The sequence below is a fragment of the Olleya sp. HaHaR_3_96 genome (genome assembly GCF_019278545.1).
Lineage (GTDB): Bacteria > Bacteroidota > Bacteroidia > Flavobacteriales > Flavobacteriaceae > Olleya.
Genome location: NZ_CP058987.1, coordinates 3,234,668 through 3,247,677 on the forward strand (window position 1 = coordinate 3,234,668; position 13,010 = coordinate 3,247,677).

The following is a 13,010-nucleotide window of genomic DNA, read 5'->3' on the forward strand; positions in this document are numbered from 1 at the left end:
ACAGACTTGTTAATAAATATAGCAACCTACTCCTTAAAGCTTTTCTCTAATGGTTTAAAAGAAATAATAAATGTGCTATCAGGTAATTTAACGTACTCTAAATGACCTCCTAATTGCTCCGTTAAAATATTTATTAATTGCATCCCTAAAGTTTTTGCATTATTAAAATCAAAATCATCTCCTAATCCCTTTCCATAATCTTTATACACTAATTTATAAAAATCTTGATCTTTAAATATTTGGATACTTAACGTGTTTTTTTGATCTTTTGTAAATACATATTTAAAAGAGTTTGTTACCAACTCATTAATAATTAATCCTAAATCGGAAGACGTATCTCCATCAAAATATAAGTCTTGATCAATAACAATCTCTTTATCTATTTGCATGGATTTATACTTAACTGTATCTTCGATATACATCAATAATTGTTCTACATACTCTTTTGTTTTAACCTCTTTCAAAGTCACGTTAGTATATAATTTCTCATGTACTAAAGACATCGATTGTATACGGTTTTGACTATCTCTTAGTGCTTTTTTGATATTCTCGTCATCATATTCGTCCTCTTGCATTAATAAAATACCAGACACCATTTGCATATTATTTTTAATCCTATGGTGGACTTCTTTTATCAAGGTCTGAATTTTTAGTAAATTACCTTCTAATGCCTTATTTTTAAGAACAACCAAATTATTAGCATCATACAAACTAGTATTTAAAGCTCTATTTTTTAGAAACTGATACAAGGTTATAAATACTAAAATAGAAATTAAAGCATACCAAAAATAAGCAAGATTAGAACTACGTTTACCGACCAAAGGTTTTACTTTGTAAGCACTACCGATCTTTAATTTTAACCCAAATAATTCGATAGTAGAATAAATATAATCGTTTTCTTTTACATCAAAACCCTTATAATATTCTAAATCTCTTGCCTCATTATAAATTCTGGTATTATTATAAACGACTTCTCGTGTTAAATCAATAGAGTCATTGACAACAAACTTATGTACATAGGTACTTGCATCATTTTTTTTATAAAAATAATCTAATAAATATTTGACATTTATAACGGGAGCTACATAACCTAAAATTTCATTTTTATTGTTTCGTGCTGAAAAATCAAATGGAAAACCAGCCCATCCTTCTCTCAAATTTATTGGTGAAAAAAGCTTAATATCAGTAGACTGCATTAAACGATCCAACTCCTCTATTTTTTGTTTAGAAATAAATGTTTTTGAAGACACACCTTTTAAATTTTTAGGATCAATTTGATTTGGTGTAATAACATATTTAAAAACATGATCTGTTCCAACATGACTAATCAAAATGGAATCATTAAAATCAATGTCTTCTAATAAGTCTTTGAGGTATTTTTGAAGCTGGTATTCATTGGGGAACTCTGCACCATTTTTAGTATAACTTTTAATCGAAGAGACTAAACTTGCATACACTTGTATACCTGCTTTAGCACTGTTTAAAGCATTGGTATGTTCCTCTTTAAGTTTTTGCTCTATTTTCTGTTGTTCTAAAGCATTATTACTATTTAGTAGGTTTTGTAATAAAACAGCGCCTACAATTAAAAATATAAAAACAAGAAAATAGTATTTTATATTCTTAATTTTCTTATTAAAATTCATTTATGAGAATAAGTTGTCATTAAGCGATAAAGGTATAGTATTATTTTTAAAACCATATTTTGTTCTTAAAGAAATCATAATAATACGCACATCATATACCGCCTTATTATTTTAAATTTTATTATATGAATCTGACAATTTAAAACCTCAAAATTTTGTAAATTTACCTCCTATAATTTAATTAATTTTCAGATGGAATACAGAATAGAAAAAGATACCATGGGCGAAGTTAAAGTACCTTCAGACAAGCTTTGGGGTGCACAAACAGAACGTTCTAGAAATAATTTTAAAATTGGTGCTGTTGCATCAATGCCACTTGAGGTGGTTTATGGTTTTGCATATCTTAAAAAAGCTGCAGCCTATACTAATTGTGAACTTGGAGTTTTACCTATTGAAAAACGTGATTTGATAGCACAAGTTTGTGACGAAATTTTGAAAGGACAACACGATGATCAATTTCCCTTAGTGATTTGGCAAACCGGTTCTGGAACACAGTCTAACATGAATGTTAATGAGGTTATTGCTAACAGAGCTCACCAATTAGCAGGTAAAGTTGTTGGTGAAGGAGATAAAACAATACAACCAAATGATGATGTTAACAAATCACAATCATCAAATGATACTTTCCCTACAGGAATGCATATTGCGGCTTACACTAAAATTGTTAAAACAACAATTCCAGGTGTTAAACAATTACGTGATACTTTAAAAAAGAAATCAGAAACTTTTAAAAACGTTGTAAAAATTGGTCGTACACATTTAATGGATGCGACACCTTTAACTTTAGGACAAGAATTTTCAGGGTATGTATCGCAATTAGATCACGGTATTAAAGCTTTAGAAAACACGTTACCACATTTAAGTGAAATCGCTTTAGGAGGAACTGCTGTAGGTACAGGTTTAAATACACCTAAAGGCTACTCTAAACGTGTTGCTGAATATATAGCAGAATTTACAGGACAGCCATTTATTACTGCGCCAAATAAATTTGAAGCTTTAGCAGCACATGATGCTATTGTAGAAAGTCATGGGGCTTTAAAACAATTAGCAGTGTCTTTAAATAAGATTGCTAATGATATCCGTATGATGGCTTCAGGACCACGTTCTGGAATTGGAGAAATTATAATTCCAGCTAACGAACCAGGAAGTTCTATCATGCCAGGAAAAGTTAACCCGACACAATGTGAAGCTTTAACTATGGTTTGTGCTCAAGTTATGGGTAATGATGTTGCTGTTACTGTTGGTGGAACACAAGGACACTATGAGCTAAATGTTTTTAAACCAATGATGGCTGCAAATATTTTACAATCGGCTCAACTTATCGGTGATGCTTGTGTTAGTTTTGATATTAACTGTGCTGCTGGTATAGAGCCAAATTATGATGTTATTAAAGAGCTTTTAAACAACTCTTTAATGCTAGTTACTGCTTTAAATACTAAAATAGGATACTATAAAGCTGCCGAAATTGCAAATACTGCTCATAAAAATGGTACAACTTTAAAAGTTGAAGCCGTTAATTTAGGCTATGTTACAGCAGAAGATTATGACGAATGGGTAAAACCAGAAAACATGGTAGGTGCATTAAAATAATCCATCAAAACATATAAAATCAAAAAACCGATAAGCAAGCTTATCGGTTTTTTTTCGTTTAGTTAGTTATTAATTATAATAGGGATGGTTAAATAACCTTTGCAAGGTTATAACTATTTTATTTTATAAACATTAACATATGTTAATAAATACTATAATTTAGATCGAATGCGACTTAGTTGTACCGGAGTAATGCTCAAATACTTCGCAATTTGATATTGTGGTATCAAATTATCTATATTCGGAATCATTTTTCTAAGGTTTAAATAACGTGCCTTTCCTCCCATCGTTAATAATTCGATATGCTTTTTATCCTTTTCACATATTAGGCTTTCTAAAAATTTGGCATAAAACCCAAGAATTTCAATATTAGATTCACACAATGCCTTAAACTCAAAATACTCTAAAACAAAAATATCACAATCTGTTAAGGATTCATAAATACTATTAGAGGGTGACTGGTTAAGCAAGGCATCAAAAGAAGCCAAGATTATAATAGGTAAAAAAAGTGATTTAGTCACCTCTTTTCCATTCTCCAATCTAACGTAAGAGCGCATAACGCCTTTATTTAACATATAAATTTTACTTGGCACATCACCGGAATCAACAAGAACATCACCTGCTTTTAGCTGTTTACAACTAGAAGCACTTAACATCTGATCAAAAGAATCCTTAGACATGGGGTAAAATGAAGTTATATAATTATATATTTCAATATAATATTTTTCTCCCTTCTCAAACATATATTTTATTTACACACATGCTAAATTATACTATTTATTGGTTGACCAAAGAAGTTTTCGACGTATGGCAAGTAATAACTTAAAATAAGTAATACGACAACTAGTATTCAGTACTGTGCATTTTGTCTATATTTGACTATAAATTAGAGCTTTTTTTTATGTCAATACTTATTACAAATATTCAGGAATTACTACAGGTCAGAGAAGAAAATACTTTGAAATTATCTGGACATCAGATGAAAGAATTACCTACTATCAAAGATGCTTATCTATTAATTGATAATGACACTATTGTTGATTTTGGTTCCATGGTAGATATAAGTAACATAAAAGCAGATAAAATAATTGATGCCACAGGTAAATTAGTATTACCAACTTGGTGCGACTCACATACACATATTGTTTATGCAGGAGATCGTTCTCAAGAGTTTGTGGATCGCATTAATGGTTTAAGTTATGAAGACATTGCAAATCGTGGTGGAGGTATTATCAATAGTGCCAAAACACTTCAAAACACTTCTGAAGACGAGCTATACAACCAATCCATTTCTCGCTTAAAATCAGTAATGAAACTAGGGACTGGAGCAATCGAAATTAAATCAGGTTACGGACTAACACCGGATGCTGAACTTAAAATGCTTCGCGTTATTAAACGTATTAAAAAAGATTTTCCATTAAAGGTTAAAGCTACTTTTTTAGGAGCCCACGCATTACCTTTAGAATATAAAGATAATAAGCAAGGTTACTTAGATCAGATTATTAATGTCATGTTACCACAAATAGCTAAAGAAAACTTAGCACATTATATTGACATTTTTTGCGAAAAAGGTTACTTTGATCTCAACGATACAGAGCAAATTCTTAAAGCAGGTCAACAGTATAATTTAACACCTAAAATACATGTTAATCAATTTAATGCCTTTGGAGGTATTGCTTTAGGTGTAAAATACAATGCTTTAAGTGTAGACCATTTAGAAGAACTAAATTCTGAAGATATTGAGGCTTTAAAAGGTAGTGATACAATTGCTGTGGCTCTTCCCTCCTGTTCTTATTTTTTAAGCATCCCTTATACGCCAGGACGACAAATTATTGATGCTGGATTACCATTAGCTCTAGCCTCCGATTATAACCCTGGCTCAACACCGTCTGGAAATATGAATTTTGTGGTGAGTACCGCCTGTATTAAAATGAGACTAACACCAGAAGAAGCTATAAATGCCGCGACTATAAATGGCGCCTATGCAATGGGGATTTCTAATCAATATGGAAGTGTTACTAAAGGTAAAAAAGCAAACCTCATTATTACAAAACCAATTTCTAGTTACAATTATTTACCATACGCTTTTGGTGACAATCATATTGATACTGTAATTATAAATGGGGAAGTTATTTAGTAGGAGTCACTTTCTAATTAATATAGCACTTCACAATTAAGACGTTTCTCACCTGTTTTAAACTGCATTCATCAACTGCCTTGTGTTAGAAATTCTGACAGATCTAACTACAACATAATTCTAATAAACAAAACAATCGTATACCAAAATAGGTTTTTAAAAGTGAATTGCTGTAAAAATAAGCAGGGTGCTTTTCTGTATTATCTAAGCTACTTCAAAAGAAATGAGTTATAGTCTAATGAAAGCCAATCAACTTTAAAACAGTACAAGTTAGGCTTTATTTAAGTATGCGATGACCATACATATGCTTTTAAAAAGTTATGAGCGTCATTACATAATGATTCCCCCTTAAAATAAGCGCATAAAAAAAACCTGAAAGTGTTTAGCTTTCAGGTTTTACTGGAATAATTAATTAATATCAGCCAAGCTCCTATTTGAGGGTAAATTCAGAGCTCGATACTAATTCGTTTGCACTAAAGACATTAACTTGGTAACGTCCTTTTTCGAAATCACTACCTGTGTTGTTTGTAACAAATTCACAAATATCTAAATTTCCATTTTCGTAATTAAACTTACTAATTATACTGTAGTTAAGTGTTTGTTCTTCAAATGTAACTTGCCCATTAACACCTAAAATTTTTCTACTAGGATCTATAACTTGTATGTAAAACTCTTTATTTCCTTCTTGTACTAATCTGTTTTTTGCGACTGTAAAACATACTCTAATTTTATCGCTACGTCCTGCGCGTTCTGTTGGTATTAATTTACCGTTATTACGCTCTATAACTCCAAAACCTTTTAGATTTGCTGTGGTTAATACTGCTGCATTCTCTACAACTCTTGCCAATGCCGTGTTTTGTATTAAAAGCGAATCATTAAAAACTCTGCTTTCTTCAAATCTTACATTAGTACTATCTAAAGTAGTCGCTAAATGCATGTTTTCAACCTTTAATCTATCATTTTCCGTTAATAACGCATCCATTTCTCTTTTTAGAGAATTGTATTTATTATAATAACGACGTAAATTCTTAACATTTGTTTCAGAAACTTGTACAGAATCGATTAAGCCTTTAATACGCTCTCTTGCTTCTACTAAATTTTGATTTGTTACTTGATTTTCGCTTAAAGCAACATCATATTTGGATGCCATTACATTTAAGTCTTTTAACACATCATTTTTTTGTTGTGTTAACTCTAGTTCATTTTGTTTTTTGTCTTTATATAAAGACGAAGTGTAAATACCCGTACCAATAAATAATGCTAAAGCGATACCTAACGCTACTTTTAACCCTGTACTTGCGGTGTTATTTGCCATAGTAATTTGTTTTTAAATTGTTAAACGTTAATTCTTGTTTCTTATTAAAACCTTAAATAATAAAAACGTAATTTTAATTTTTCAAAACTACATAAAAAGTAAATGGATAAATTAATTTTATTAAATAATTCGATCGCAAATAAAATACTTAATATACGTTCTGGCGAAACTAAATTTGGTGAACATGCCCAATTTTTAACCAGTGTTTCCAATATATACGATACACTTAAAGCTTTGGACGTTTCTTATGTTATATTTGGTATCCCTGAAGACGTCGGTGTTTTTGCAAACCACGGAAAACCAGGAACTTCATCTACTTGGGATGCTACAATTAAAATTTTATTAAATACCCAAAGTAATGCATTTAACCTCTCGGAAAAAGTTTTAATACTTGGTCATCTAGATTTTAGCACAGAACAGGAAGAACTGTCTAAACTAAAACAAGACCATCCAAAACATATTACTAAAGCAAGAAAATTAGTAACCGAAATAGATAAGCACGTCGTAGACCTAATATCAACTATTGTAAGTGCTGGTAAAATCCCCATTGCTATTGGTGGCGGACACAATAATGCTTACGGAATGATTAAAGGTACTAGTTTGGCTTTAAAACAGCCTGTAAATAGTATTAATTTTGATGCGCATACAGATTTTAGAGCTTTAGAAGGCAGACATAGCGGTAATGGTTTTAGTTATGCTTACGCCGAAGGTTTTTTAAAACGTTACTTTGTTTTTGGATTACACGAAAATTATACTTCTTCAGATATTCTTAGTCAATTTAATGAGAATAAACATTTAGATTATAATACGTATGAAGCAATTGCTGTAAGACATGAAAAGAAATTTCAGGGCGAACTACATCGCGCTGAGGCACATGTTAATAAATCTAAATTTGGTATAGAAATAGATTGTGACGCCATATTAAATACACCTAGTAGCGCCCAAACACCTAGTGGCTTTTCAGTTGAAAAAACTAGACAATTTTTACATCACTTCGCTGCGCTTGACAATGTAAATTATTTACATATTTGCGAAGCTGTTGCCAAAAAGAAGAATGCAACACAAACAGGCAAACTTATAACTTATTTAATCACTGATTTTATACGCTCTAATTCTAAAACAAATGACTAAACTTCAAGTTGAATATATAAGATTAGGACTTTCATTTATAGTATTTACTTTTATAATAACACTTCTTTTTGTTCTTATTAATCAAGTAGAAATACAATGGTTTATTAGCTTCTCAGAAGCATTAATAATACCCGCATTAATTTTAAGCATTTCGATACCTATATGGATGATTGTTGATTTAATAAGAAAAAAAGTAGCTGACAAATCAATATTTAATTTGACTTTTTTTATAAACGTAATCTCTATTCTGTTGTTACTTTTTGCAATTAAAATTTTTAATTAAATGTCTACAAAACTAGAAATAATACCTTTTGATAATATTTACTCTAATGATTTTTATGTTTTAAACAGAGAATGGTTAGAGACCTACTTTTATATCGAGCCGTTTGACGAGGCTGTTTTAAGCAATCCAAAAGATCATATCATTGATAAGGGTGGTTTTATCTTTTTTGCCAAACTAGATACTCAAATTGTAGGGACTTATGCGTTTATGCCTTTAAAAGACCAACCTGGATTTGAATTGACAAAAATGGCTGTTTCTCCTAATTTGAGAGGTCAAAAAATAGGCCAACAATTACTAACGCATTCTCTAAACTTTGCTAAAACAAATCACTTTTCACGGTTATTACTTTATTCTAACACTACGTTAGAAAATGCAATCTATTTATATAAAAAAATAGGCTTTAAAGAAATCCCTCTTGAAAAAGAGTCACCTTACAAACGATCAGATATTAAGATGGAATTTGATTTAAATGCATAAAAAAAGCGCTAAATATAAATTTAGCGCCTTTTTTTTTATAAACATTATATTTTGATAAACGTTAGTGTTTTATCCCGCGTTTCAAAATTCTGATGACTTAATTATTATTTTCTAACGAATCTATTTTACTCTTTAACTTTGCAATATCATCTGCTTTACGCTTGTTTACAATAGAGTCATATTTACGTTGTAATGCCTCTAAAGAGTCTTTGTCATTTTTCAAATTACCATGATTAGACGACGTTGTATCTATTGCCATATACTGCTCATTTAAATCTTTCATTATAGCCTCAGTTGCCTTCTTATCATCCATAAAATACTCGGCGATACCTTCACTTGCTCTCCAAGCTTCATTTAATTGATCATAAATTGATTTTTCCCATTGACTTGGATGCTTAGCATCGATCCAAACAACATCTCTATATTCGCTATCAATTAGAGCTAAATCTGGAGTTGCGGAACCATCAAATTGAGACCCTTCCGCTTTTATAGAAGAAATTGTCCCTAAAAAGAACATACGCTTACGACCAGCAATATTTTTAATGTATGGTCTAAATTCTACCGGCTTATTAACAGACCAATCATATTCTTTTCTAGATTCGATAACCTTTAAAGGCATAGCAGATACTCCTGCATACCCTTGCTTTTTTGAAGCATGATCATAATAATACAATTTGTTACTACCATCAGCAGGTACAAAGACACTAAATGTTAAACTGGTACGCTCATCTCCTACTGGTTCTAAACCAAACCAATGATATAATCCATTATAAGCATCTGACTTAGAATCTGAAAAATCAAAATCGGTTACAAATGGTTGTTGATTTTGGTCATCTGGAAGGTTAGGTATTTTAACCGCTGTTTTCATATTCCAAGGTAATGGATCACTAAATCCACCTAAAAACTTTAAAGATTCTGCTTGTAAGCGCGATACTTTTTCGGACAAGGTATTTTGACCGATTAGATAGGGATAATTTTTCATCTCCTCTGGAGAAATATAAGTTCCTTTTCCAATAGTAACACGCTCTACATAATCATTAAAGTCATGTACACCATTATCAATAACCATTACACCCCCAAAGGTTGGGTAAGGAAAGAAAAAACCTTTCCATTTAATTAAACTCACCACTTCTACCCATTGTCCTGAATCATTTTTCATGTAAAATGTATCGCTAGGCTCATAATTAAATAGCATCCATGGATTAAAACGTTGCACTACTGCATTGTAAGTATTTCTGCTAAACTTTAAAGATTCACCTATAGAAAACGTTACTGGAATTCTGTTTTCATTAGAAAAACGAGGAAATGGCGTTGTACTAGATACAGCAAATACTTCTTCCGTATTATCACTTATCCCCTGCCAAACATACTTTTCTGTTGGTTGAATAGCCATGGTCCATTTATTATCTTCACCAATTCTAACTAAATGTGGTAATGAGACATCTTTAGTTTCTCCAACACTTTCATTAGCCATAGAAAAAATGTTACGTAACGGTTGGATACGTTCATTTTGTGTTAGGGGTAATTCATTAATTTCAACCTTATTTAAATTATTAAAAACATTGTATGTCCTCATATAGTCGTAAAGTTGATATTGCCATCCAGTAATATATAATACCCCGAAAAAGACTAGAAGCGCTCCTAAAATACCGAGACGTTTCCCTGTAGATGCAGATTTACGAAAACTACGCAGTCCAAAAAATAATAGTATGCCGCTTAATAATATTATAAAAATATATTTTCTAAGAAATAGTAATAATGGTTGATAATCATCTCTTAAAAAAAACAATAATGCCACTACAATTAATCCTAAAATGATAACAACTGCTTTTTGCTTTCCGCCTTTACTCCAGTAATTTTTAATCATGTTTTATATTTTTGGCTATAGCCCTTTTACTTTTAAAACAACCTTCTTATTAGTATTTCGTTTTGACTTATCTCTTGTAGTCCAATTACATCAAGCCTTTATCCTTCAAACGTTCTCTTGCACTTTTTTCTGGTGCTTTAGAGTCTTCCTTAATTTCTTTTTTAGCCTCTTGGACAACTTTAGCATCGTTATGAGTTAAGTCTTCCAAAAATTCTTTCCCTTTATTAAAACCATCTTTAACGACATCTTCTATAGAGTCCGATTGTTCTTCGATTACTTCCCCTGATTTAAGGACAAAATTAGCCACATAAGTCCCTATTAATGTTCCGAAAATAGCTGAAGCAAAAGCAGAAATTCCATAATAACTACTAAAAATAGCTATTGGCGTTAAAAATTGAATAATTAAAGCAACAATTAAAAACGTAAAAGCAACAAATAAAACTCTAGGTAATAGGTCTTGTTTGTAGATAAAGCCTTTTTTGTTACCAACCTTCATTTGTAATTCTTTACTATTAAATAGTTTATTAAAAAAACGATATAATCCGTTACCTTTTGACTCTGTCCAATAGACAAAAATACCGAAAAGAATTGCTCCAAAAAATATGATGATTTCTAAACCCATGGCTTTACTTTTTTTATATTACTAAAGCATTGTTGTAATGCTCCTACTAAATTAGTCTATAATTTTTAAATATTGTTACTAATCGTTTCAATAACCCAATCTTTAAACGAATCGTCCCAAGACTCATAAAGCTTATAAAACGCCTCTTTATCATACCAATACAAGAATAACACATCTCTTGGCGCAACATTAATTAATAACTTCCATATTAAATCCTGATGCTTAACCATTAGTGATGAATGGGGTAAATGCAATGCATTAAACAAATCTAAATCTACAATATCGGAAATTTTATACTGGTTACTAACTTCTAATTTATCCAAATACAGCTCCACACCCATAACCCGTTTTCTGGTTTCGATATCTAACTTATTTAAATAGCTTTTAAACAATACAGCATCATTCAAAATATCACGTAATGGATGTTGTGTGTCTTTTAAAGCCATCGCAAACTCCATTTTTTTAATACGTTGGTAACGGTCTGTATTTAGGGCTTCCTCTAAATCATGTTCGATAATAACATGATCACGTAATTTTTCCATTAATTCCGGTTGAGCAATATGGAAAATAATAATATCATGAACCGTATCTTTTATCGCTTCGTTGTACCATTTTAAGTCTTCAAAAACGATGAGTGGCGAAATAAAATCACGTAATACATACACCCCACCAAAGGACTTAGTATAAAACGAATCCGTTTGATATTGCAAGCTATGTAAACTTAAATCACGATCCCGTAAATCACCATATTTTTTAGCAGATGTTAATAGTTCTAAATGTAAATCTTCATCTATAAAATTATTCCCTTGCTTAAACGTCTCAATTAATTTTAGTTGCTCTTTTTGAATTTTATCTAAGTTATTTACTAGATGAAATTTAATATATACTTTATTATATTTTAATACATCTAAAGGCTCGTAAAATGCATCAATATCTTGGTCAAAATCGATACAAATAGCTGAATCCCTTGTTATATCATTGATTTTTTGTCCATGTACTTGAAAGACTTGCTTCATCATCTCTCTATCAAAACTATGAAATGGAGAGTAAACAGGTTTTCCTTTTTGTAAAGGTGAAATAATAATCGCATGCGGATTAGCTTCCCCATTATTAAGGTACATCGTATCCCCTTTTTCTTCTGCTATTTCTGGACTATAGCCTATACCGTCAATTGAAAAGCTAGTGAGTTTTGTTGCCGTAAACCCAAGTTTTTTAAGGCATTGATTATAACGCTCTACTAATTTTCCACTTATTGGAATTAGTTCGCTTCTGTATAGGTTTGCTTGTTTTAATTTATTCATTAAACCTAATTATTATTTTTCTTCAAATTCTTAATCATCTTAATATTTCCTTCAATTGGAGCAATTATAACTTCTGGAGCTCCTTTTATTACATAAAACACATACAAGCTATTTTTACCCAACATTTTTATGTTTTGAACACTTCCATTGTCAAACGTTAATTGGTGTGTTATTTTATAATTGTTGGTCTCTACTCTTTGCTTTGTTTTATGTCCACTTCCAATACCTAACCCGATAAATACAGCAAATACATAAAAAGCAATCATAGTAACTACTGAGTTTTTTTTCTTGAATTTAGCATCTGCTTTTTCTAATTTTAATTTATTTTTCCCAGATTGATATTTTGCCTTTTTTCTTAGCCAATTATGATATTTAGGGATAAATTTAACCATTAAATAAGCCATAAGCATACTTAATACAACTGCTAATCCCAGAATAAAATTACTAGTCATCACTGCTATTGGACTAATTAAAACATCTAAAACAGAGGAATAATCTAAAATATTAACACCTAAAAACTTATAATAAATCGTTTGATAAACAACACCTAAGATTAGTAAAAATAAGTACCCAATCGACAAATAATCTTGTATATTGATATTGGATTCATTTTTAATTTTTATTGGTTTTTCCATAATTATTAA

Annotated in this window: 11 protein-coding genes; 4 read left to right on the top strand and 7 right to left on the bottom strand. The window is 30.7% G+C overall.

Annotated features, from left to right (window positions below):
* Positions 1-26: 26 nt before the first annotated feature.
* Complete coding sequence (locus H0I26_RS14190; protein ID WP_218699671.1) at positions 27-1,643, bottom strand: sensor histidine kinase; 1,617 nt, start codon at positions 1,641-1,643, stop codon at positions 27-29.
* A 192-nt stretch (positions 1,644-1,835) separates the two neighbouring features.
* On the opposite strand from H0I26_RS14190, the gene fumC reads away from it, so the two are divergent.
* A complete protein-coding gene (fumC, locus tag H0I26_RS14195; protein WP_101018809.1) occupies positions 1,836-3,233 on the top strand; it encodes a class II fumarate hydratase in 1,398 nt (465 codons plus the stop codon).
* A gap of 152 nt (positions 3,234-3,385) precedes the next feature.
* Here the strand turns inward: fumC and H0I26_RS14200 are convergent, their stop codons facing one another.
* Positions 3,386-3,913, bottom strand: coding sequence for a Crp/Fnr family transcriptional regulator (locus H0I26_RS14200; RefSeq protein WP_218699672.1), 528 nt, complete (start codon positions 3,911-3,913; stop codon positions 3,386-3,388).
* A gap of 221 nt (positions 3,914-4,134) precedes the next feature.
* Between H0I26_RS14200 and hutI the strand changes: the two genes are divergently transcribed.
* Positions 4,135-5,370: an imidazolonepropionase gene (gene hutI / locus H0I26_RS14205; RefSeq protein ID WP_218699673.1), complete on the top strand. Its 1,236-nt coding sequence runs from the start codon at positions 4,135-4,137 to the stop codon at positions 5,368-5,370.
* Positions 5,371-5,800: 430 nt separating this feature from the next.
* On the opposite strand, the gene H0I26_RS14210 is transcribed toward hutI, so the two are convergent.
* Positions 5,801-6,685, bottom strand: coding sequence for a chromosome partitioning protein ParA (locus H0I26_RS14210; RefSeq protein ID WP_101018812.1), 885 nt, complete (start codon positions 6,683-6,685; stop codon positions 5,801-5,803).
* Positions 6,686-6,787: 102 nt separating this feature from the next.
* On the opposite strand from H0I26_RS14210, the gene H0I26_RS14215 reads away from it, so the two are divergent.
* Complete coding sequence (locus H0I26_RS14215; protein WP_101018813.1) at positions 6,788-7,816, top strand: formimidoylglutamase; 1,029 nt, start codon at positions 6,788-6,790, stop codon at positions 7,814-7,816.
* A 283-nt stretch (positions 7,817-8,099) separates the two neighbouring features.
* On the top strand, positions 8,100-8,576 hold the full coding sequence (locus tag H0I26_RS14220; RefSeq protein ID WP_218699674.1) for a GNAT family N-acetyltransferase: 477 nt from the start codon (positions 8,100-8,102) through the stop codon (positions 8,574-8,576).
* Between the two features lie 97 nt (positions 8,577-8,673).
* On the opposite strand, the gene H0I26_RS14225 is transcribed toward H0I26_RS14220, so the two are convergent.
* From H0I26_RS14225 to H0I26_RS14240, 4 genes are all read right to left on the bottom strand, one after another.
* Positions 8,674-10,443 carry a hypothetical protein gene (locus H0I26_RS14225; protein ID WP_218699675.1) on the bottom strand — a complete coding sequence of 590 codons (1,770 nt, stop codon included), beginning with the start codon at positions 10,441-10,443 and terminating at the stop codon, positions 8,674-8,676.
* Positions 10,444-10,528: 85 nt separating this feature from the next.
* Positions 10,529-11,065: a hypothetical protein gene (locus H0I26_RS14230; RefSeq protein ID WP_218699676.1), complete on the bottom strand. Its 537-nt coding sequence runs from the start codon at positions 11,063-11,065 to the stop codon at positions 10,529-10,531.
* A 65-nt stretch (positions 11,066-11,130) separates the two neighbouring features.
* Positions 11,131-12,366, bottom strand: coding sequence for a DUF6638 family protein (locus H0I26_RS14235; RefSeq protein ID WP_218699677.1), 1,236 nt, complete (start codon positions 12,364-12,366; stop codon positions 11,131-11,133).
* Between the two features lie 5 nt (positions 12,367-12,371).
* Positions 12,372-13,001 carry a hypothetical protein gene (locus H0I26_RS14240; RefSeq protein ID WP_218699678.1) on the bottom strand — a complete coding sequence of 210 codons (630 nt, stop codon included), beginning with the start codon at positions 12,999-13,001 and terminating at the stop codon, positions 12,372-12,374.
* Between the last annotated feature and the right edge of the window lie 9 nt (positions 13,002-13,010).

Coding starts and splice junctions, on each gene's coding strand:
- H0I26_RS14230 (WP_218699676.1), bottom strand. CDS start 11,065: ATGGGTTTAGAAATCATCATATTTTTTGGAGCAATTCTTTTCGGTATT.
- H0I26_RS14240 (WP_218699678.1), bottom strand. CDS start 13,001: ATGGAAAAACCAATAAAAATTAAAAATGAATCCAATATCAATATACAA.
- H0I26_RS14190 (WP_218699671.1), bottom strand. CDS start 1,643: ATGAATTTTAATAAGAAAATTAAGAATATAAAATACTATTTTCTTGTT.
- H0I26_RS14210 (WP_101018812.1), bottom strand. CDS start 6,685: ATGGCAAATAACACCGCAAGTACAGGGTTAAAAGTAGCGTTAGGTATC.
- H0I26_RS14220 (WP_218699674.1), top strand. CDS start 8,100: ATGTCTACAAAACTAGAAATAATACCTTTTGATAATATTTACTCTAAT.
- H0I26_RS14215 (WP_101018813.1), top strand. CDS start 6,788: ATGGATAAATTAATTTTATTAAATAATTCGATCGCAAATAAAATACTT.
- hutI (WP_218699673.1), top strand. CDS start 4,135: ATGTCAATACTTATTACAAATATTCAGGAATTACTACAGGTCAGAGAA.
- H0I26_RS14225 (WP_218699675.1), bottom strand. CDS start 10,443: ATGATTAAAAATTACTGGAGTAAAGGCGGAAAGCAAAAAGCAGTTGTT.
- fumC (WP_101018809.1), top strand. CDS start 1,836: ATGGAATACAGAATAGAAAAAGATACCATGGGCGAAGTTAAAGTACCT.
- H0I26_RS14200 (WP_218699672.1), bottom strand. CDS start 3,913: ATGTCTAAGGATTCTTTTGATCAGATGTTAAGTGCTTCTAGTTGTAAA.
- H0I26_RS14235 (WP_218699677.1), bottom strand. CDS start 12,366: ATGAATAAATTAAAACAAGCAAACCTATACAGAAGCGAACTAATTCCA.